20 protein-coding genes are annotated in these 20,454 nt (G+C 71.3%); 14 read left to right on the top strand and 6 right to left on the bottom strand.

What is annotated here, in order from left to right:
* Positions 1–36: 36 nt before the first annotated feature.
* Positions 37–702: a DUF2461 domain-containing protein gene (locus JYK18_RS42055; protein ID WP_206809551.1), complete on the top strand. Its 666-nt coding sequence runs from the start codon at positions 37–39 to the stop codon at positions 700–702.
* On the opposite strand, the gene JYK18_RS42050 is transcribed toward JYK18_RS42055, so the two are convergent.
* The gene (locus tag JYK18_RS42050) at positions 680–1,780 is read right to left on the bottom strand and encodes a hypothetical protein (protein WP_206809549.1); all 1,101 of its coding nucleotides are present in this window, start codon (positions 1,778–1,780) and stop codon (positions 680–682) included. The two genes, JYK18_RS42055 and JYK18_RS42050, sit on opposite strands and share 23 nt — an antisense overlap.
* Before the next feature lie 110 nt (positions 1,781–1,890).
* Between JYK18_RS42050 and pyk the strand changes: the two genes are divergently transcribed.
* The 6 genes from pyk (at position 1,891) to JYK18_RS42020 (ending at position 9,396) form a co-directional block, all read left to right on the top strand.
* On the top strand, positions 1,891–3,315 hold the full coding sequence (gene pyk / locus JYK18_RS42045; RefSeq protein WP_206809548.1) for a pyruvate kinase: 1,425 nt from the start codon (positions 1,891–1,893) through the stop codon (positions 3,313–3,315).
* A 42-nt stretch (positions 3,316–3,357) separates the two neighbouring features.
* Positions 3,358–4,263 carry an acyl-CoA thioesterase II gene (tesB, locus tag JYK18_RS42040; RefSeq protein ID WP_206809547.1) on the top strand — a complete coding sequence of 302 codons (906 nt, stop codon included), beginning with the start codon at positions 3,358–3,360 and terminating at the stop codon, positions 4,261–4,263.
* 632 nt (positions 4,264–4,895) lie between these two features.
* On the top strand, positions 4,896–5,759 hold the full coding sequence (locus JYK18_RS42035; protein ID WP_153030799.1) for a helix-turn-helix transcriptional regulator: 864 nt from the start codon (positions 4,896–4,898) through the stop codon (positions 5,757–5,759).
* A gap of 12 nt (positions 5,760–5,771) precedes the next feature.
* Positions 5,772–5,978 (top strand): DUF397 domain-containing protein, encoded by a 207-nt coding sequence (locus JYK18_RS42030; protein ID WP_153030800.1) that lies wholly within the window; start codon positions 5,772–5,774, stop codon positions 5,976–5,978.
* A 160-nt stretch (positions 5,979–6,138) separates the two neighbouring features.
* Positions 6,139–6,324: a hypothetical protein gene (locus tag JYK18_RS42025; RefSeq protein WP_206809546.1), complete on the top strand. Its 186-nt coding sequence runs from the start codon at positions 6,139–6,141 to the stop codon at positions 6,322–6,324.
* Between the two features lie 69 nt (positions 6,325–6,393).
* Positions 6,394–9,396, top strand: a complete 3,003-nt coding sequence (locus JYK18_RS42020) for a helix-turn-helix transcriptional regulator (RefSeq protein WP_206809545.1) — start codon at positions 6,394–6,396, stop codon at positions 9,394–9,396.
* Here JYK18_RS42020 and JYK18_RS42015 read toward each other — a convergent pair.
* The 4 genes from JYK18_RS42015 to JYK18_RS42000 form a co-directional block, all read right to left on the bottom strand.
* Positions 9,393–10,238, bottom strand: a complete 846-nt coding sequence (locus tag JYK18_RS42015) for a carbon-nitrogen hydrolase family protein (protein ID WP_206809544.1) — start codon at positions 10,236–10,238, stop codon at positions 9,393–9,395. The genes JYK18_RS42020 and JYK18_RS42015 overlap by 4 nt on opposite strands.
* Positions 10,239–10,252: 14 nt before the next feature.
* Positions 10,253–11,863: a succinic semialdehyde dehydrogenase gene (locus tag JYK18_RS42010; protein ID WP_206809543.1), complete on the bottom strand. Its 1,611-nt coding sequence runs from the start codon at positions 11,861–11,863 to the stop codon at positions 10,253–10,255.
* A gap of 145 nt (positions 11,864–12,008) precedes the next feature.
* Positions 12,009–12,926, bottom strand: coding sequence for a hypothetical protein (locus tag JYK18_RS42005; protein WP_206809541.1), 918 nt, complete (start codon positions 12,924–12,926; stop codon positions 12,009–12,011).
* A 79-nt stretch (positions 12,927–13,005) separates the two neighbouring features.
* Complete coding sequence (locus tag JYK18_RS42000) at positions 13,006–13,608, bottom strand: TetR/AcrR family transcriptional regulator (protein WP_206809540.1); 603 nt, start codon at positions 13,606–13,608, stop codon at positions 13,006–13,008.
* Positions 13,609–13,714: 106 nt separating this feature from the next.
* Between JYK18_RS42000 and JYK18_RS41995 the strand changes: the two genes are divergently transcribed.
* The 7 genes from JYK18_RS41995 to JYK18_RS41965 all read left to right on the top strand — a co-directional run bounded on the left by JYK18_RS41995 (position 13,715) and on the right by JYK18_RS41965 (position 18,996).
* Positions 13,715–14,863, top strand: coding sequence for an acyl-CoA dehydrogenase family protein (locus JYK18_RS41995; RefSeq protein WP_206809539.1), 1,149 nt, complete (start codon positions 13,715–13,717; stop codon positions 14,861–14,863).
* Between the two features lies 1 nt (position 14,864).
* Positions 14,865–16,007, top strand: coding sequence for a CaiB/BaiF CoA-transferase family protein (locus tag JYK18_RS41990; RefSeq protein WP_206809538.1), 1,143 nt, complete (start codon positions 14,865–14,867; stop codon positions 16,005–16,007).
* A 258-nt stretch (positions 16,008–16,265) separates the two neighbouring features.
* Positions 16,266–16,433, top strand: coding sequence for a hypothetical protein (locus JYK18_RS41985; protein ID WP_206809537.1), 168 nt, complete (start codon positions 16,266–16,268; stop codon positions 16,431–16,433).
* A gap of 332 nt (positions 16,434–16,765) precedes the next feature.
* Positions 16,766–17,251 carry a helix-turn-helix transcriptional regulator gene (locus JYK18_RS41980; RefSeq protein WP_153030810.1) on the top strand — a complete coding sequence of 162 codons (486 nt, stop codon included), beginning with the start codon at positions 16,766–16,768 and terminating at the stop codon, positions 17,249–17,251.
* A gap of 140 nt (positions 17,252–17,391) precedes the next feature.
* On the top strand, positions 17,392–18,189 hold the full coding sequence (locus JYK18_RS41975; RefSeq protein ID WP_206810024.1) for a lytic transglycosylase domain-containing protein: 798 nt from the start codon (positions 17,392–17,394) through the stop codon (positions 18,187–18,189).
* A 96-nt stretch (positions 18,190–18,285) separates the two neighbouring features.
* Positions 18,286–18,660 (top strand): hypothetical protein, encoded by a 375-nt coding sequence (locus tag JYK18_RS41970; protein ID WP_206809536.1) that lies wholly within the window; start codon positions 18,286–18,288, stop codon positions 18,658–18,660.
* Between the two features lie 3 nt (positions 18,661–18,663).
* The gene (locus JYK18_RS41965; RefSeq protein WP_206809535.1) at positions 18,664–18,996 is read left to right on the top strand and encodes a DUF3817 domain-containing protein; all 333 of its coding nucleotides are present in this window, start codon (positions 18,664–18,666) and stop codon (positions 18,994–18,996) included.
* Here JYK18_RS41965 and JYK18_RS41960 read toward each other — a convergent pair.
* Positions 18,962–20,386, bottom strand: a complete 1,425-nt coding sequence (locus JYK18_RS41960; RefSeq protein ID WP_206809534.1) for an MFS transporter — start codon at positions 20,384–20,386, stop codon at positions 18,962–18,964. The genes JYK18_RS41965 and JYK18_RS41960 overlap by 35 nt on opposite strands.
* Positions 20,387–20,454: the final 68 nt, after the last annotated feature.

Below are 20,454 nucleotides of genomic sequence, written 5' to 3'. Positions count from 1 at the left end.
CCGCTTTCTGTCGTGGGTAGCGATTAGGGTGCGCGGGTGACGTTCACGGGCTTCGGCGAATACGCGATCGACTTCTACGACGGACTGCTGGTCGACAACTCGAAGCCGTACTGGGAGGACAACCTCCGCACCTACCGCGAGGACGTGCGCGCGCCGATGGAGGCGCTGCTCACCGAGCTGGACGCGGAGTTCTCCGACGGCTTCGGCAAGGGCAAGGTGTTCCGGCCGCACCGCGACGTGCGCTTCGCCAAGGACAAGCGCCCGTACAAGACGCACTGCGGCGGGGTGATCGAGCAGGGCCGCGGCGGGGGCGCGTACTACGTGGAGGTCAGCTCGGCCGGGCTGCGCGTCGGCGGCGGCTGCTTCCACCTGGCCACCGACCAGCTGGCGACCTTCCGGCGCGCGGTGGACACCGAACCGCACGGCCCCGAGCTGGAGCGCATCCTGGCCAAGCTGCGCAAACAGGGCTGGGAGCTCAAGGGTGAGGCGCTGAAGACCAAACCACGCGGCTACGACGCCGACCACCCGCGCATCGACCTGCTGCGGCACAAGTCGCTCTACGCGGTGAAGCTCTGGGAACCGGACGACACCCTGCACGAACGCGGCTGCCTCGACCGGGTCCGCAGGTCGTGGCGGCAGGTGCGCGCGTTCAACGAGTGGGCCCGCGACCACGTCGGCGTCAGTGAGCTGCCCCGGCGCTGAGCCACAGCTTTTCGCCGGTGGACACCAGGATCCGGTCGCCGAGCGGCCGGGCGACGGCCCGCGTGGCCGGTTCGGGCAGCGGCCGGTCGACCCCGCACCCGGTCCACAAGCGAGCGTGGCCGCCGAGTTCGCCGGTGGTGAGCACGTGCTCGCCGTCGAAGGCGAGGCCGGTGATTTCGGGCAGCTGCGCGGGATCGAGGTCCGGGCCGCCGGTCAGCGACCAGGTGCCGCCGCTGCCGTGCCAGCACGCGAGGCGCTGCGGGCCGGTGTTCGATCGGGACAGTCCGGTCGCCACGCAGGCCGACTCCGTGCACGCGATCCGCGAGGCGCTGACGTCACCGGAATCGGCGGGCCGCGGGAGGTCGGCGCGTTGCCAGTCACGGCCGTTCCCGGAGGTCCAGACCAACGGGGAGAACCGCCGGTCCGCGCGCACGTCGCCGACCGCGGTGAAGCCCGGTCCGGTCGCGGCCACGCCGAGCGCGCGGGTCGGCGCGCCGGGGGAGCTGAGCAGCGCCCGCGCCTCGTCGAGCCGGGACCAGGCCTGACCGTCCGAGTAGACCCACACCGCGGCACCGGCCCCGGCGGCCGGGTGCTCCCACTGCCCGGAGAGCACGGAGGCCCCTGGTGTGGTCGCGGTGCCGTTCACCGCCATCGCCCGCGGCCCGCCGAGCAGTTCGAACGGCTGCGGGTGGTCGGTCAGCCCGGTCGGGTCGCCGGACCAGATGGTCAGCCGCGCGTTGCCGTGCGCCCCGCCGTACGCGCGGCCGAGCGCGAGCAGCCTGCCGCCGCCCGCCGACGGTTCGACCAGTTCGGCCTGGGCGCCGTAACCGCCACCGGTGTGCAGCGGCAGCGCGCGCCAGCCCGCCTCCGGGGTGCCGAGCCAGGCGGCGGGGGAGCGGCCGTCCGGGCCGGGGACCGAGCCGGTGAGCAGGATCTCCTCACCCGATCCGGTGATACCGAGCACGCGTGCCCCTGGCGACGGCGGGGTGAGTTCCGACCACGCCGGCGGAGCCGGGATCGGGGCCGGGGCGCAGGCCACGAGGGCACCGCTGAGCAGGACCACCACGGCCTTCCGCACCGCTGGAGCATACAAAGGGTTACTACTGAGCGAACACGGAAAGAAACAGGTTGAATCGGTCTCGGGATCGGTAAAGACGTAGCCGCCTCGAGGGTCTACGCTGTCTGAACGTGAGCCGACGCGCGAAGATCGTTTGTACCCTTGGCCCCGCCACCGCCAGCCCGGAGAAGGTGCGGGCCCTCGTCGACGCCGGGATGGACGTCGCGAGAATGAACTTCAGCCACGGAAGCCACGGCGACCACAAGGAGGTCTACGACGTCGTCCGCGCGGCGGCGGCGGAGACCGGGCGCGCCGTCGGCATCCTGGCCGACCTGCAGGGCCCGAAGATCCGCCTGGGCACCTTCGCCAGCGGTCCGGTCGAGTGGCGCAACGGCGACATCGTGCGGATCACCGTGGAGGACGTGGCCGGGACCCACGAGCGCGTCTCCACCACCTACAAGGGCCTGGCGAACGACGCCAAGCCGGGCGACCGGCTGCTGGTCGACGACGGCAAGGTCGGCCTGGTGGTCAAGGAGGTCGACGGCCCGGACGTGGTCTGCGAGGTCACCGAGGGCGGCCCGGTCAGCAACAACAAGGGCGTCTCGCTGCCCGGCATGGACGTGTCCGTGCCCGCCATGTCCGACAAGGACATCGAGGACCTCGAGTTCGCGATGGAGCTGGGCGTCGACTTCGTGGCGCTGTCCTTCGTCCGCTCGCCCGCCGACATCGACCTGGTGCACCAGGTGATGGACCGGGTCGGCAAGGGCCGCGTCCCGGTGATCGCCAAGCTGGAGAAGCCCGAGGCGGTCTACAACCTCGAGGCCATCGTGCTGGCCTTCGACGGGGTCATGGTGGCCCGCGGCGACCTGGGCGTGGAGCTGCCGCTGGAGCAGGTCCCGCTGGTGCAGAAGCGCGCCATCCAGATCGCCCGCGAGAACGCCAAGCCGGTGATCGTGGCCACCCAGATGCTCGACTCGATGATCAGCAACTCCCGGCCGACCCGCGCCGAGGCCTCCGACGTGGCCAACGCGGTGCTCGACGGCACCGACGCGGTGATGCTCTCCGGGGAGACCAGCGTCGGCCGCTACCCGGTCGAGTCGGTGGAGACCATGGCCAGGATCATCCAGGCGGTCGAGACCGACTCGCCGCAGGTCCCGCCGCTGAGCCACGTGCCGAGGACCAAGCGCGGCGTGATCTCCTACGCCGCCCGCGACATCGGGGAGCGCCTCAACGCCAAGGCGCTGGTCGCCTTCACGCAGTCCGGCGACACCGTGCGGCGGCTGGCCCGCCTGCACACCCGGCTGCCGCTGCTGGCCTTCACCCCGGAGGAGAGCGTGCGCAGCCAGCTCGCGCTGACCTGGGGCACGGCCACCCGGATCGTGCCGAAGGTGGGCTCCACCGACCAGATGATCCAGCAGGTCGACCACGCGATGGTGGAGATGGACCGCTACCAGCAGGGCGACCTGGTGGTGATCGTGGCCGGTTCCCCGCCGGGCACGGTGGGGTCGACCAACCTGATCCGCGTCCACCGCCTCGGTGAAGACGATCACGCCTGAGCACAGCCCGGGCGCGGGTCGCGGCGGGTTAGGGTTTCGGGCATGACTGAGGCCGCCCGCGCCGCCGCCACCGAGCTCGACACCGACGCCGCCCGTGGCGGCCAGGTGGTGCTCGACCGCCTGGTCTCCCTGCTCGACCTGGAGCGGATCGAAGAGAACATCTTCCGCGGCGTCAGCCCGCCGCACTCGCCGGTGCGGGTGTTCGGCGGGCAGGTGGCCGGGCAGGCGCTGGTCGCCGCCGGGCGCACGGTGCCGCCGGAGCGCACGGTCCACTCGCTGCACGCCTACTTCATCCGCGGTGGCGACCCGCGGGTGCCGATCGTCTACGAGGTCGACCGCATCCGCGACGGCCGGTCGTTCACCACCCGCCGGGTGGTCGCGGTCCAGCACGGCAAGGCCATCTTCGCGTTGTCCGCCTCGTTCCAGAAGGCCGAGGCCGGCATCGAGCACGCCGACGAGATGCCGGACGTGCCCGCGCCCGAGTCGCTGCCGACCGTGCTGGAGCGCATCGAGGGTTACCCCGCGCTGGAGCAGCTGCACAGCCGCCCGCGCCCGATCGACCTGCGTTACGTCAACGACCCGCCGTGGGTGACCCGCGGCACCGGCACCCCGGCCACCCGCAACCAGGTCTGGATGCGGGCCGACGGCACCCTGCCCGACGACCAGCTGCTGCACGTCTGCGTGCTGGCCTACGCCTCGGACATGACCCTGCTGGACTCCCCGCTGGCCCGCCACGGCGCCTACTGGGAGCTGGACAAGGTGCTCGGCGCCAGCCTGGACCACGCGATGTGGTTCCACCGCCCGTTCCGGGCCGACGAGTGGTTCCTCTACGACACCGAGTCGCCGTCCGCCTCGAACGCCCGCGCGCTGGCCACCGGCCGCTTCTTCGCCGCCGACGGCACGCTCATCGCCACCGTGGTCCAGGAGGGCCTGCTGCGCGTGCTGTGAGCGCGTACCCGGAGTCCTCGGTGGACCCGGGCCCTTACTCGCCCGCCGCCCGGCGCCTGCGGTGCTTCCGGCGTTGCGCCGGGTGGGTGATTTCCGCCGGGAGGCCGTCCCCGAGCGCGAGCCGCGCTGCCACGAAAGCGCGACACGGCACGGGTGGGTGACGATTTCGCCACTGTCGCCAGCGGCGCCCGCGGCAGGCCACACAGCGCCCGCGGGCGTCCATCCGGTGCTCCGCGAGCACCGCGCGCAATGCTTCGGCCAGAACCGGGATTTCGTGGCGTGCTACCCACGCGGCGACTTGCGTGTCGTGGGTGCCCGCCGAACGGGTGAGCTCGGTCAGCCGTCGTTCCACAATGGCCGCTAATGGGTTCACGATGTTCAGCTCAGGGTGACCCACGCGCACACCCGCTCCTCCCCGGAAGTGGACCTCTCCGAATTTTGCCCGATGTACTGGCTCCCGGCCGGAAAATGGAGCACACTGCGAGCGTACAACGGCAATGTGCAATTTGCAGTCCACCATCTGGGGACGCGGGCGAAATTGAAGTAGTCAATTCATCACGGCGAGTCTGGGCGGCTGGTTAGATATGGCAACAGGGACATCGGCAAGCGAGGAACACAGCGGAGGTGGGGCAGTGGCGCGAGGGCAGGGGCCGACGGTGCGCCGTCGGCGGCTGGCCGGGGAACTGCGCCGGCTTCGCGAGGCCGCCGAGCTGACCATCGACGAGGTGGGCGAGAAGCTCGAGTGCTCCGCGTCGAAGATCAGTCGCATCGAGACCGGGCACGTCGGCGTCACCCCGCGCGACGTCCGGGACATGCTGGAGCTGTACGGCCTGATGGGCGACGAGCGCGAGGCGCTGGTCCAGCTCGCCAGGGAGGCGCGCAAGCGCGGGTGGTGGCACGCCTACAACGAGGTCTTCACCGGTACCTTCGTCGGACTGGAAGCCGATGCCAGTTCGCTGCGGGCCTACCAGGCGCTGCTGGTACCGGGTCTGCTGCAGACCGAGCGCTACGCGCGGACGGTGATTCGCGCACTGCGCCCGGACGCGGACGAGACCGAGCTCAAGCGCCGGGTGGCGGCGCGGATGGCCCGCCAGGAACTGCTCACCGATCCGGCCCCGCCGGAGTACTGGGCGGTGATCGACGAGGCGGTGCTGCACCGGCGCGTCGGCGGGTGCGAAGTGATGGCGGAACAGGTTTCCCGGTTGCTCGAGGTCGCGCGACTGCCGCACGTGACGCTCCAGGTGGTGCCGTTCGGTGCGGGTGCTCATCCGGGAATGGAGGGACCGTTTCTCATCCTCGGTTTTCCGGAGCAGGCAGATCCGGACGTAGTTTACGTGGACAGCACTTCCAGCGGCCTTTACCTGGAGATGCCGGATGATGTGCGCCGCTATACCCTCATGTTCGATCACCTGCGCGCCACTGCCTTGAAACCGGATGACTCGGTCGAACTGATCGCCGAGTCGGCCGAGCGGCTCGGTGCGGAGCAAGCGAAGTAAGGAGTGGGGACCATGTCCGAGAACCCTGTATTCCTGACCCGATGGCGCAAGAGCAGCCACAGCGGTGGTGGCAATGACTGCGTCGAAATCGCATTCACCCGTGACGGCGCGGCCGTCCGCGACTCGAAGGACGTCGAGGGCGGTCTGCTCTCCTTCAGCTCCCGGGGCTGGCAGGGGCTGCTGGACGCCACGCGCGCCGGCAGCCTCGACCCCAGCTGAGTCAGCCACCTCGGCCCCTTACCCCCGTCGCGCAGGCGAGACACGGGAGTAAGGGGCCGACGCACGTCCGGACTGCGTGATCGCCCGATGCACCGGCGGACCCCTCAGCACGACTCTGAGACTCGGCAGAAGAGACCGGGATCGACAGAGGAGACGGACCATGAGGACCGACTGGATGTGGGACGCCGTGCAGGCCGAGGTCGCCTACCGCAACGACGAGCTGTACCGCGCGGGCAGGCTGACCAGGGTCGTCCGCGGCAGCCGGGCGTTCCGCTGGATGCGGGGGAACAAGCCCCAGGTGCACATACCGCGGCAACGGGACGGGGCGCACGACAAGGCCGCGTGAGCCATGTGCGTCACAGCGGGTGCGCCACGAGCGAAAACCGCAGGGCTCCCGGACCACGGGTAGGCAAGAATGCACACCGTGCCCCGTCTCGGATCCGGAATCCCGCTCGTCGCGCGGACCAGTGAAATGCGCCGGCTTCGTGCCGCGCTCGCCCGTGCCGAGCGCAACGAAGCCGGCGCCGTCCTGCTGTCGGGGGACGCGGGGGTCGGCAAGACCCGCGTGCTGACGGAACTGGCCGAACACGCCGCCGGCCGGGGTGCGCTGGTGCTCACCGGCCGCTGCCTGGACGTGCGCGAGGGCGGCCTGCCCTACCTGCCCTTCGCCGAGGCGCTCACCCCGCTGGCCACCTCGGGGGACAGCGCGGTGGCCGACGCGCTGCGCGTGCGCCACGCGCTCGCCAGGCTGCTGCCGCAGCTGGGCACCGTGCTGCCGCCGAGCGCGGAGCACACCCCGGTGTCCGCGGGCGACCACGAGACCAGGGGACCGGTCCGGGCCGAGCGCGACCTCGGCCAGCTGCAGTTGTTCGACGCGGTGCTGGGCCTGCTCACCGACCTGTCCGAGCACACGCCGGTGGTGCTGCTGCTGGAGGACCTGCACTGGGCCGACGGCTCCACCCGCAACCTGTTCTCCTTCCTGCTGTCCCGGCTGCGCGCGCAGCGGCTGCTGGTGGTGGCCAGCTACCGCGAGGAGGACGTGCACCGGCGGCACCCGCTCCGGCCGGTGCTGTCCGAGCTGGTGCGGCTGGCCAGCGTGGAGCGGATCGAGCTGCCGCCGTTCAGCGACGCCGACGCCCGCCAGTTCGTCACCGCGCTGGCCGAGGCGACGCTGACCCCCGAGGTGATGTCCGGGGTGATCGAGCGGTCGCAGGGCAACCCGTTCTTCCTGGAGGAGCTGATCGCCTCCTGCACCGACGAGGCGGAGCTGCCGATCGGGCTGGCCGAGGTGCTGCTGTCCAGGGTGGAGCGGCTGTCCGCGGAGACGCGGCGAGTGCTGCGGCTGATCTCGGTGGCCAACGGCGGGGTCTCGCATGCCGTGCTCAACGACCTGTCCGGGTTGGACGAACTCGCGCTGGACGAGGCGTTGCGCGAAGCCGTGCAGCACCACGTCCTGGTGGTGGACAAGAAGTTCTACCTGTTCCGGCACGCGCTGCTGCGCGAAGCGGTCTACGGCGACCTGCTGCCCGGCGAGCGCACGCGCACCCACGCCCAGTACGCCGACCGCCTGCGCCGCAACCCGGAAACCCGGGGTGGGGACGCGTTGCTGGCCTACCACAGCCTGGAGAGCAACGACCTGCCCACCGCGCTGGCCGCGTCCAAGCGCGCGGCCACCGAGGCCGACGAACTCGGCGCGCCGGCGTCCGCGCTGAAGCACACCGAGCAGGCGCTGGCGATCTGGGACGCGGTGCCGGAAGGCGACCGGCCCGACGGGGTCGACGAGATCAAGCTGCTCAGCAACGCCTCCTACTTCGCCGGGACCTCCGGTGAACCCGAGCGCGCGATCGCCTACGCCCGCAGTGCGGTCGAGGCGCTCCACGACGGCGTGCCCGCCGAGCGCGCGGCCATGCTGTGGCGGCGGCTGGCGCAGGTCCTCGGCGCGATGGACGGCTCGTGGGACGAGTCGGTGGAGGCGATCGCCAAGGCCTGGGAACTGGTCGAGCACCTGCCCGCCTCGAGCACGCGTGCCTGGGTGCTCGCCACCAGGGCGATCATCCAGCGCGGTGAGGACAAGATCGCCGACGCGCTGTGGAGCGCGCAGAGCGCGGTGGCCGACGCCCGCGCGGTCGGTGCGAACGGGGCCGAGGCCGACGCGCTGGTCACGCTCGGCGCGCTCGCCGAGGCCGAGGGGCACATCGAGGAGGCCCGCGACCGGTTGCGCCAGGCCCGGCGCAAGGCGGAGCAGGCGGGCGCGCTCAACGTCCAGCTGCGGGCCCGCTACTTCCTCGCGGCCAGCTACGAGGATCTGTCCGAAATGGACAAGGCGCTCGCCGCCTACCAGGAAAGTTCCGATTTCGCCAAGGAAAACGGGCTCACCTGGAGTTCGTTCGGCCTGGAGGCGCGCGCCCGGCACCTGTACCTGCGCTACGCCACCGGGGACTGGCCGACCGAGGACGGGCGCCCGCAGCGCGGGGTGTCCAGTGCGGTGGCGGCCAGGATGACCGCGTCCTGGGTGTACCTGGTGGCCGCGCGGGGACGGCTCGCCGAAGCGGAGAAGCTGGTCGAGAGCCTGCGCGCGGAGTGGCGTTCGGACATCCAGATCGCCATCGCGGGCGGGGCCGTGGGCATCGAGGTCGCGTGCTGGCGCGGGGACCACGCCGAGGCGGTGCGCCGCGCCGACGAGGTGCTCCAGAAGCTGGAGGAGTTCGAGCCGTGGCTGCTCGGCGGGGTGCGCATGGTGGCGCTGGCCCTGCGTGCCTGTTCGGCGCTGGCCGCGGCGGCGAGGGTGCGCGGGGACGCCGAAGCCGAGGCCGAGGCGGTGGCCAAGGGCGAGGAACTGCTGGCGCACGGCCGTGCCTGCCTCGACCACGGCAAACCGCGGTCGGGCACGATGGGCCCGGAAGGCCGGGCCTGGGCCGCGCGGCTGGCGGCCGAGGCACCGGAACTGCACGGCCGGTTCGACGCGGCGGCCTGGGCGGCGGTGGTGGCCGAATTCGGGTACGGCGCCGTCTACGAGCAGGCCGGCGCGCGGCAGCGGTACGCGACCGCCTTGCTGAGCACCGGCGAAGCCGCCGACGCCGAACTCGCCGCGGCGGAACTGCTGAAGGCGTACGAGGTTTCCGAACGGCTCGGTGCGAAACCGCTCGGTGACAGCATTCGCGAGCTCGCCCACCGCGCCCGGATCGAGCTGCCCGGCCAGGCACCGCGGCGGGACGTGGTGGACCCGCTGACCGAGCGCGAGCGCGCGGTGCTGGAGCGGGTGGCGCTGGGCCGGACGAACCGGCAGGTCGGCGAAGAGCTGTACATCAGCGAGAAAACGGTGAGCGTGCACCTGTCCCGCGTGATGGCGAAGCTCGGCGCGAGCCGCCGTGCCGAAGCCGTCGCGATCGCCAAGGACCGCGGTCTGCTGAGCGCCTAGTCGCGGTGGAAGGTGACGCCGGGACGCGGGGTTTCGTCCACCGTCAGGGAAAACACGTCCGGCCGCGAGTAGTGGCCGGACACGTCGAGCTCGACGCGTGAGGCGATCGTCTCGTCCGGGTCGATCTTCGCGGTGACCAGGCCTTCGGCGTCGAGCAGCGGGCCCGCGAGAACGTCACCCGACGGCCCGGCGATCAGGCTGCCCCCGGCGAACGGGTCGTCCCCCTCGGGGTCGTACGGACAGGCGCTGACCACGAAGCAACGCCCTTCGGCGGCGATGTGCCGCACGGTCGAGCGCCAGACCTCACGATCGTCCACAGTGGGCGCACACCAGACGCGGATCCCCTTGGCGTACATGGCCGCGCGCAGCAGCGGCAGGTAGTTCTCCCAGCACAGCGCGGCCCCGGCGAGCCCGGCCGCGGTGGGCACCACCGGCAGCGTCGAACCGTCACCGCGGCCCCACACCAGGCGTTCCCGCATGGTCGGCACCAGCTTGCGGTGCTTGCCCGCGTACCCGGTCACCGGGTCGAGGAACACCGCCGTGCAGTACAAAGTGGACCCGTCGCGCTCGACCACGCCCACCACGAGCGTCGCCCCGGTGCGCGCGGACAACCCGGCCAGCTCGTCGATCTCCGGCCCCGGTACCTCGACGGCCTGCTCGAAGTACCGGGTGAACCGCTCGCCGCTCAGCCCGGCGGCGGGATAACCGCCGAGCACGGCCTCGGGCAGCACCACCACGTCCGAACCCCGGATTTCCGCCTCGTAGCCGAGAATCCGGTCCAGCGTGGTCCGGGTGTCCCGGCTCGCCGCGAGCTGCAGCGCCGAGACGGTGGCTTCGGGCATCGGACCTCCTGGCGTCAGCGGGGCAGGCGACGCAAGGCTTTCATGCTCGAGGTCATGCTCTTCACCCAGAGCTTCGGCGGCAGACCGCGGAACGGCCGCAGCTTGAGCCCGCGCTGCACCGCGATCGACTGCGCCTCGGTGTACTTGAGCAGCCCCTCGGCGCCGTTGCGGCGGCCGAACCCGGACTCCTTCATCCCGCCCATCGGCACGCCGACGCTGCCGAAGGTGGCCGCGTAACCCTCGTTCACGTTGACCGTGCCCGCCTTCAGCCGGGCGGCCACGGCCGCGCCCGCCCGGGTGTCGCGGCACCACACGCTCGCGTTGAGGCCGTAGACGGTGTCGTTCGCGCGGTCCACCGCGTCGTCGATCTCGGTGTAGCCGTAGACCGCCACCACCGGGCCGAAGGTCTCCTCGGCGAACAGCTTCGCGGCCGGGGTGACGTCGGTGAGCACGGTCGGCGCGTAGAACAGCGGGCCGAGATCGGGCCGTGCGTGCCCGCCGGTGAGCACGGTCGCGCCGTTCGCCTTCGCGTCCTCGACGTGCGCCGAGACGGTGGCGAGCTGGCTGTCGGAGGTCAGCGAGCCCATGTCGGCGGAGTGGTCGAGCTTCGCGCCGAGCCGCAGCGCCTCGGTCTTCGCCACGAAGGCCTTGGTGAACTCCTCGCGAATGCTCTCGTGGACGTAGATCCGCTCGACCGAGACGCACAGCTGCCCGGCCGAGGAGAAGCAGGCGGTGACCGCGCCGGCGGCGGCCTTGGCCGGGTTCGCGTCCGGCAGCACGATCATCGGGTTCTTGCCGCCGAGTTCGAGCGAGTACCCGGTCAGCCGGCCGGCGACCTGCTCGGCCAGCCGTTTGCCGGTCGGCGTGGACCCGGTGAAGCAGAGGTAGTCGGACTCCTCGACCAGCGCGTCGCCGATCGCCGAACCGCGGCCGAGCACGATCTGCCACACCCCGGCGGGGAGCCCGGCTTCCTCGGCGAGTTCGTGCAGCCAGAGCGCGGACAACGCGGTCTGGTTGTCCGGCTTCTGCACCACGGTGTTGCCCGCCGCCAGCGCGGGCAGCACGTCCATCGCGGTCAGCGCGAGCGGGTAGTTCCACGGGGTGATCACCCCGATCACGCCCTTCGGGTGCCGGATCTCACCCGCCTTGGTGAGCACCGGGATCACCCCGGCGGCGCGGCGCGGGGACAGGATGCGCGCGCTGTGCTTGCCGTAGTAGGCCGCGACCAGCGCCGAGCCGCTGACCTCGTCGAAGGCGTCCATCCTGGCCTTGCCCGCCTCGACCTGGACCAGGTCGAGCGCCTCGTCCTGGCGTTCGAGCAGCAGGTCGTGCAGGCGGATGAGGATGCGCTGGCGTTCCGCCACCGGCACCGCCGCCCAGGCGCGCTGCGCCTCCCTGGCCGCGGCGAAGGCGGTGCGGGCCTCGGTGTCGTCCGCCTGGGGCAGCGCCGCGGTGATCAGGCCGGTGAACGGCGAGGTGATCTCGGCGGGCGCCCGGTCGGCCCCGCCGGTGGCCCGGCGGACCAGCTGCGCCGCCCGCGCGGCCGAAGGCGCGCCGACCACGCCGCCCACGGTGCTCGGCCGGGAGGACTGCTGACCGGTGGGCGCGGGCGTGGTGCTGGTCATGAGCGGCTCCGTTCCGTGGCGAGGTTACTCGTCAGTACAGCATACCGACGGTACGAACCGTAGAACGTGAAACCGCCTCACGTTACTCTGAACGCGGGTGCCATGAACGGTCCACCCGGTGGACCGTTCATGGCAGCGAGGGCCACTACTCGGCCGGTTTGGCCTTGTCCTTCTCCGGGTCCTGCTCCTGGTCCGGCTCGGCTGCGACGGGTTTTTCCGCCTCTTCCGCCTCTTTCGGGGGAGTCTCCGCCGCCGGTTCCGCGGCCAGCGATTCGGTCGGCGCCACCTGGGTGAACGGCGAGATGTACGGCTCGGGCGCCGGCGGCGCGGGCGGTCCAGCTGGTCCGGGTGGCGGTGCGTGCGGCGGCGGCGCCATCGGCGGCGCGAAACCGTGCGGCGGCGTCCTCGGCTCCACGTACATCTGCACGCCGGGCACCGGACCCGCCGCCACCCGCCGATCGGGGTTGGGCAGCCAGGAGACCAGTAGTGCGAGCAGTGCCGTGCCGCCACCGCAGATCAGCACCCACAACCCGGTGCCGAGGTTGTACACGGTCCGGAACGAGCTGCTCTCTTCGTCCACCACGGCCATGCTTTCCATGCCCGACGCGGTCAGCGCGACCATCCACACCGCGACCGCGGCGGCCGCGGTCGCGGTGCTGAGCAGCAGGCGCGAACCCGCGCGCACCCCGGCGCTCGCGCCACGACCGGCCGAAGCGACGGTGACGAACGCGCCGATCAGCAGGACCGCGGCGGCGACGGTGAGCACGATGCCGAACCGCGGCGGGTGCGCCCCTTCGGCCTGGGCGAGGGACGGGCCGTCGTCGTCGGACGACTCCATGATCCACTCCCAGCCGGTGGTCTGCTGGGAGAAGGCCTGTTCGCCGTCGTTGACCACCACGTATTCCAGGTACGGCAGGAAACTGCCGAAGATCAGCAGTCCGGCGGCCACCAGTGCGAGCACGCCCGCCGCCACCGAGAACCCGTGCACTCCGGGGCGTCGCGGCGGGGGTGGTGGTGGCTGGTGGTACGGCGGGAACTGCGGTGGGGCCGCGCCTGCGGTCATCGAGGACTCCTCATCCTGGGGACGTCCTCACCATCGCGGGAAACCTGCCGGAGCGTAGCCGGACCGCGACCTTCGAGACCTAACCGTGCCCGTACAACAGCACCGCGATCCGCTTCCACTCGTCGAGCAACTGCTTGCGCCGCTTGGGATCCCCGCCCAGCTCCGCGTCCAGCGCCAGGCCCCTGGTCAGGTTGACGGTGAGCCAGAACAGCACTTCGGCGCGGTCCTGCGGCAGGTCACCGGCCACCGTCGAGATCTGCTCCAGGGTGGAGCGGCCCAGTGCCCGGTCCACCGGCCGGATCGCCGCGCGCAGTTCGTCGTCGGTGCGTGCGGCCACCCAGAGTTCGGTGACCGCGGTGGCCAGCGTGCCCGAGTAGCCCTCCCAGAGCAGGTCGATCGCCGCCGGGATGCCGTCCGCGCCCGAGGGCAGCCGGGTCAGCGAGGCGGCCAGCTCGGACTTCAGCCGGTTCGTCAGGTGCTCCACGGCGGCGGCCATCAGCTCCGCCTTGGCCGAGAAGTGGTGCTGCACGGCGCCCTTCGACACCCCGGCCCTGGCGCAGATCTCCTGCACCGAGGTGCGGGCGTAGCCGAGTTCGACCAGGCAGTCGATGGTCGCGTCGAGCAGGGCGGTCCGGGTGGCCGCCCGTCGCTCCGCCTGGGTGCGGTGTGTTGTGCCGGTCACAGCGAAACCCCGTTCCGGTGGGCTTTACCCGACCTGGGCTCCAGATGTACATTCCGAGCAGAACTTACATTCCGATTGGCATGTTTTCCAGTCCGGAGGGTCCGCCGTGCCACTGCAGATTCAGAAGAGCTCATGGAGCAACCCCGATCTCGAGGACTTCCGCGACCTCGCGCGCACCTTCTGCCAGAAGGAACTGGTGCCCAACCAGGAACGCTGGATGGCGGAGAAGAAGGTCGACCGCGAGCTGTGGACGAAGGCCGGTGAGGTCGGCCTGCTCGCGCTGTCCATCCCGGAGGAGTACGGCGGTGGTGGCGGCACCTTCGCCCACGAGGCCGTGCTCTACGAGGAGCAGGCTCGCTGCGGGGACGGCGCCTGGGGGGTGACGGTGCACAACGGCATCGTCGCGCACTACCTCCTGCACTACGCGACCGAGGAGCGCAAGCGCGAGTGGCTGCCGAAGTTCGCCTCCGGTGAGTTCGTCGGCGCGGTCGCGATGACCGAACCGGGCACCGGCTCGGACCTGCAGAGCATCAAGACCCGCGCGGTCCGCGACGGCGACGAGTACGTGCTCAACGGGGCCAAGACCTTCATCACCAACGGTTACCACGCCGACCTGGTGGTGGTCGCCTGCAAGACCGACCCGGACGCCGGGGCGCAGGGCGTCTCGCTGATCGCGGTGGAGACCGACACCCCGGGCTTCCGGCGCGGTCGGGTGCTCGACAAGGTCGGGCTCAAGGGCCAGGACACCGCCGAGTTGTTCTTCGACGACGTGCGCGTGCCCGCGGCGAACCTCCTCGGCGAGGAGGGCCACGGCTTCATCCAGCTGATGCAGCAGCTACCGCAGGAGCGGCTGATCATCGCGGTCACCGCGGTGGCGGGCATGGAGGCGGCGATCGACCAGACCATCGCCTACACCAAGGACCGCACCGCCTTCGGCAGGCCGATCTACAACTTCCAGAACACCAAGTTCAAGCTCGCCGAGGCGGCCACCGAGGCCGCCGTCTCGCGGGCCTTCCTCGACCAGTGCATCGAGCGCCACCTCAAGGGCGAGCTGGACGTGCAGGGCGCGGCGATGGCGAAGCTGTGGACCACCGAGCGGATCAACAAGGTGGTCGACGACTGCCTGCAGCTGTTCGGCGGCTACGGCTACATGACCGAGTACCCGATCGCGCGGGCCTGGGCGGACATCCGGATCTCCCGGATCTTCGGCGGGACCAGCGAGATCATGAAGGAAATCATTTCGAGGACGCTCTGAGATGCCGACCAAAGCTGGCCCGCTCGCCGGGCTGAAGGTGATCGAACTGGCCGGGCTCGCGCCCGCGCCGTTCGCCTGCACGATCCTGGCCGACCTCGGCGCGGACGTGATCCGGGTGGATCGCGCCAAGCCGGGGGAGGACGTGCTGGGCTTCGCGTACGACCCGCTGATGCGCGGCAGGCGCTCGATCGGGGTGAACACCAAGACGCCCGAGGGCGTGGAGCTGGTGCTCAAGCTGACCGAAACCGCCGACGTGCTGATCGAGGGCTTCCGGCCGGGCGTGGCCGAGCGGATGGGGCTGGGCCCGGAGCAGGTGCACGCCCGCAACCCGCGGTTGGTCTACGGCCGGATGACCGGCTGGGGCCAGGACGGTCCGCTGGCGCCCGCGGCCGGGCACGACATCAACTACATCGGCCTGGCCGGGGCGCTGGAGCCGGTCGGCCGGGCGGGGGAGCGGCCGGTGCCGCCGCTGAACCTGGTCGGCGATTTCGGCGGCGGCGGGCTGCTGCTGGCGATGGGCGTGCTGGCCGCGTTGCACGAGCGCACCTCGTCCGGGCGGGGGCAGGTGGTCGACGCCTCGATGGTGGAGGGCGCGGCCCTGCTCACCACGCACCTGCACGGCCTGCGGGCGGCGGGGGTGTGGCCGGGGGAGCGCGGCGACAACATGCTCGACGGCGGTGCGCCCTTCTACGACACCTACGAGACCGCCGACGGCAAGTACGTCGCGGTCGGTGCGATCGAAATGCGGTTCTGGGCGGATCTGGTCAAGGTGCTCGGCCTCGACCCGGCCGAGTTGCCGGTGCACGTGGACAAGAACGAATGGCCGCGGCTGCGCAAGATCCTGGCCGAGGCGATCGGCAAGCACACCAGGGACGAGCTGGTGGCCAAGGCCGAGGGCACCGACGCCTGCCTGACGCCGGTGCTCTCGCCGTGGGAGGCGGTCGAGCACCCGCACAACCGGGCGCGCGGCACCTTCGTCGAGATCGGCGGGGTGGTGCAGCCCGCGCCGGCGCCGCGGTTCGACCGGACCCCGGCCGCGACGCCGGAGCCACCGCACGAAAAGGGCGCCGACACCGACGAGGTGCTGGCGGAGTTCGGGGTTACCGGAGTGGCGGAGCTTCGGAACGCCGGAGTCATTAGTTAACGTGCGGTAACCGCCCGTGGTCGGAACACGCTCGGTCAGTTCGCTCCACCATCGAGTACCGGGCGTGTCCGACCGGGTAATCGGCTCCGCGACTTCTACACTGAGTAGGAGATCGTCACCTACTCGGCGTGAACGGTAGTGCGCATTGGCGTGAAAGCCTGTTCGAATCGGGGGCGCGGGGGCAGGATGACGGTCGTAGGTGGTTGTGGACTACGGCGACGCTGAGCGCGTGGCCGCCGGGGACCTCAGGATGGAGCCATGTCGCCGCAAATCAAGAAGATTCTGCTCGTCGGCGTCGTCGCGCTCGTGCTGTTCCTGCTGATCACCCAGCCCACGCAGTCCGCGGAGGCGGTGCAGACCGCGCTCGGCTGGCTGCGCGACGGCGCGGAAGCCCTCGTCACCTTCGTGAAGAGCTTGTTCGCCTAGACCTGAACACTGTCCACTTCGGCCGGCCCCGCGCGTGCGACGCGGGGCCGGCCGAAGTTGTGTCCGGATAGGGCGAATTCACGCTGAGTCACCATTCCCAGAATCCGGGCGGATCGCTCGACCATCCGGGTGGATATCGTCGATTAATGCACTGGTAGACCGATTCATCCGCGGCAAACACTGGCGGAAGCGGGCCCGGGCCCCCTACGGTGCTCACATTGCGTGATCGTCTGGTTCTCATGGATCCGCGTTCGGTTCCCCCGTTTCGAACAAAGCCCTCAGCTGTTCGACCCGGGCTGAACCCAACGCGGCGCATGGGTAAGGAGGCAGGGATGACCGGGGATCCCGGAGTGGACGCGTTGATCCAGCAGTGGGCTGCCGAGCGCGAGCAGAGCGCGGAAGAGCGTGAGGCGGACCGGATCGCGTCGGCGTGGCTCGCCGACATGCCACAGGCCCCGCCGGGCATTCCCGGCCAGCGGGCCCGGACCGGCTCGACCGGGTGGGCGCCGCTCGAGGCGGCCGACCCCGGGTACGTGGAAGCCATGCGCGGCAGGCTGCCGGAGGTTCCGGTGGAACTGCTCAGCGCCGCCGCCGGCTGGTGGCAGATGATCGGCCCGGTGGCCGAGGCCGAGAAGTGGTGGGACGCCGGGCTCAGCCCGCTCGACCAGCGCGCGCTGGACTACCGCGCGGCCGGGCTCACCCCGGCCGATCTGGGCAAGCGGCTCGGCCCGATGACCGTGTTGCAGCACCTGCGCCGGGGCAGCGCGCCCGCGTGGTGCGTGGCCAGGCTCGCCCGCCAGCGCCGCGACGCGGGCTGAAAGCTCTTCTTTCCTCTGACGAGTCCCACCTGGCGAGCCGCGTCCGCGGGAGGACGTGCGTAACGCTAGCCTGCGCCGAGTCGTTGTCCTGACGAAGTCGGCGAAGGGTTTTCGAGTTGACCAAGGTCCGAGCCGGCGCGATGGCCGGGCGAGCGGGGATCGTGACCGCGGTGCTCGCGGTGGCCGGCGCCGGGGTGTGGGTGGTCGCCCAGGCCAGCGTCCCGGAGTCGGGGCCGGTCACCACGGAGATCCCCGCGCTGCAGGTGCAGGCCGCGCCGGTGGAGCCGGGCACGCAGGCCCCGGTGGACGCTTCGGTGGGCGGGGCGCAGCAGCAGGGGCAGCCCCAGCAGCGCTCGACCGGTGACCTGCTGGCCGACTGGTCGCAGCGGGCGGCGCCGGTGATGGGGGTGCCGCCGCGGGCGTTGCAGGCCTATGGGAACGCCGAACTGGCGGCGCGGGCGGAACTGCCCGGCTGCAAGCTCTCCTGGGCGACGCTGGCCGGGATCGGGCGGATCGAGTCGAACCACGGGCAGTACGGCGGGGCCGCGCTCGGCGCCGACGGGTTGCCGTCAAAGCCGATCATCGGTGTGCCGCTGGACGGTTCGCCGGGCGTCAAGGCCATCGGCGACACCGACGGCGGCCGCTTCGACGGGGACTCCACGCACGACCGCGCGGTCGGGCCGATGCAGTTCATCCCGAGCACGTGGGCGAAGTACAACTCGGACGGCAACGGCGACGGCGTCGGCGACCCCCAGCAGATCGACGACGCCGCGCTGGCCGCCGCGCGCTACCTGTGCGCCGGCGGCCGCGACATGGCGGCCGCGCAGGGCTGGTGGGCCGGGATCATGTCGTACAACAACTCGATCGAGTACGCGCAAAAGGTCTTCGGCCTGGCGGACGGCTACGCGAAATCCGCGCGCACCCTCACCGCGAACTGATCCGGCCCCCTTCCCGCAACCCGGGTCAATCGGGCATATCGGGTGGAGGTGTGCGGTGGCTCACCCGGACGGGGGTGCTAGCGTCGAAGGGTGTCCATGGCCACGTCACCCGTCGCGCGGCGCCTGGCGATCGCCGGGGTCTGCCTGCTGAGCCTGGTGCTCTGCTGCGGCCTCGCCTGGTGGCAGTGGGAGAAGTTCTCCTCGGCCAACGGCACCTTCCAGAACCTGGGCTACGTCCTGCAGTGGCCGCTGTTCGGCCTCTTCCCGGCGTTCATGTTCTGGCGCATCCGCCAGCTCCGCCTGCGCGCGGAAGCCAACCCCCCGGCCGAGGCCCCCGAGCCGAAGCCGGTTCGCCTCCCGAAGCCGCGGCCCGCGCAGGAGCAGCCCGCGGATCCCGAGGACGCCGAACTGGCGGCGTACAACGCGTACCTCGCCGAGTTGGCGGCACGCGACGAAGAAAGCAGGAAGTAGCAGATGGTGAGCACCGAGAAGCGCGTTGCCGACCTGCGCGGGCCGCTGACCCGGTTCCGCGTGGCCGCCTACGTCACCGGCGTCGGCCTCCTCGGCCTCGTCGTGGTGATGATCTGGCGGTACGTGTTCGACAACCCGGGCCCCTCGGCGGTCTACTCGCCGATCCACGGCGTGGTCTTCATGGTCTACGCCGCGCTCACCGTCGACCTGGCGATCAAGGCCCGCTGGTCGTGGAAGGCCGTGGCCGGCGTGCTGCTGGCCGGCTGCATCCCGTTCGTGTCCTTCCTGGTCGAACGCAAGGTCACCGCGAAGACCCAGGCGGGCGAGAAGCTGTAACCCCCTTCCGCCGGAAGGTCAGCGCCACCACCAGCGTCCCGGTGGCGATCACGGCGGCCGCGGTGAACGCCGCGGTCATGCCCTCGGTCAGCCCCAGCGCCCCCTCCACCCCTCGCGAAGCCACCCCGAACACCGTCACCAGCACGGCCAGCCCCACGGTCGACCCCAGTTGCTGCATGGTCTGCAGCACCCCGCCCGCCGCCCCGGCGTCCTCCGGGCGCACGCTCGCCATGACGATCACGTTGAGCGGGGTGAACGCGGTCCCCGCGCCCAGGCCCATCAGCAGCATCGGCCCGAACAACCCGGGGAAGTACGCCGTGTCCGGGGTGAGCCGGGTCAGCCAGGCGAGCCCGGCGATCATCAGCACGCACCCGGTGATGGTGAGCACCTTCGGCCCGAACCGGGGCAGCAGCCGCGGCACCGACCGGCTCAGTCCGAACACCGCGCCCGCCATCGGCAGGAAGGCGAACCCGGTGGCCAGCGGCCCGAACCCGCTCAGCTCCTGCATGAACTGGGTGAGGAAGTAGAACATCGACATCATCGCCATCGGGCCGAAGAAGAAGTTGAGGTAGGCCGCCGCGCGGTCCCGGTCGGCGAACAGGCCCAGCGGCATCAGCGGCTGCCGCGTGCGCAGTTCGACCAGCACGAACACCGCCAGCAGCACCAGCCCGCCGGCCAGGCTCAGCACCGTGGTGCCCGCGGTCCAGCCGCTGGTGGCAGCCTGGTTGAAGCCGTAGACGAGCGCCGCGATGCCGAGCGTGGCCAGCAGCGCGCCGGGCAGGTCGAGCCGGGCGCGGGTGCGTGGTGGTTCGACCACGTACCGGGTGGCGAGCAGGCAGACCGCGATGCCGAACGGCACGTTGATGAACAACGCCGCGCGCCACGAGAACCAGTCGGTGAGCAGGCCGCCGACCAGCAGTCCGAGTGCGAACCCGCCGCTGGCGACGCTGGTGAACAGGGCCAGGGCCCTGGTGCGGGCGGCCGGTTCGGTGAAGGTGGTGGTGATCAGCGCGAGCGTGCTCGGCCCGGCGGCCGCGGCGCCGACGCCCTGCAGCATGCGCGCGGTGACCAGCCAGAACGCCGAGTCGGCGAGGCCGCCGAGCAGGGAGGCGGCGGTGAACACGGCGACGCCGAACAGGAACAGCCGCCGTCTGCCGAACAGGTCGCCGGCCCGGCCGCCGAGCAGCAGCAGCCCGCCGAAGACCAGGCTGTACGCGGTGATCACCCAGGACAGGCCGGTCTGGCTGAAGCCGAGTTCGGCCTGGATGCCGGGCAGCGCCACGTTCATCACGGTGACGTCGAGGATGAGCATGAGCTGCGCGGTGAGCACGGTGGCCAGCGCCAGCCCCGGCCGGGCGGCCGGTGGTGCCGGAAGCGTGGGTGCGGACATGAAGTCGTCTCCAAGCGGATGCGGGAACCCCAGAGGAACTAAGCGGAGAAACTCTCCACTTAGCCGTG

Origin of the sequence: Amycolatopsis sp. 195334CR (assembly GCF_017309385.1) — a bacterium.
Classification (GTDB): domain Bacteria; phylum Actinomycetota; class Actinomycetes; order Mycobacteriales; family Pseudonocardiaceae; genus Amycolatopsis.
The sequence above is the reverse complement of the archived record's forward strand: the minus strand, read 5'-3'. Positions and strand labels throughout refer to the sequence as shown.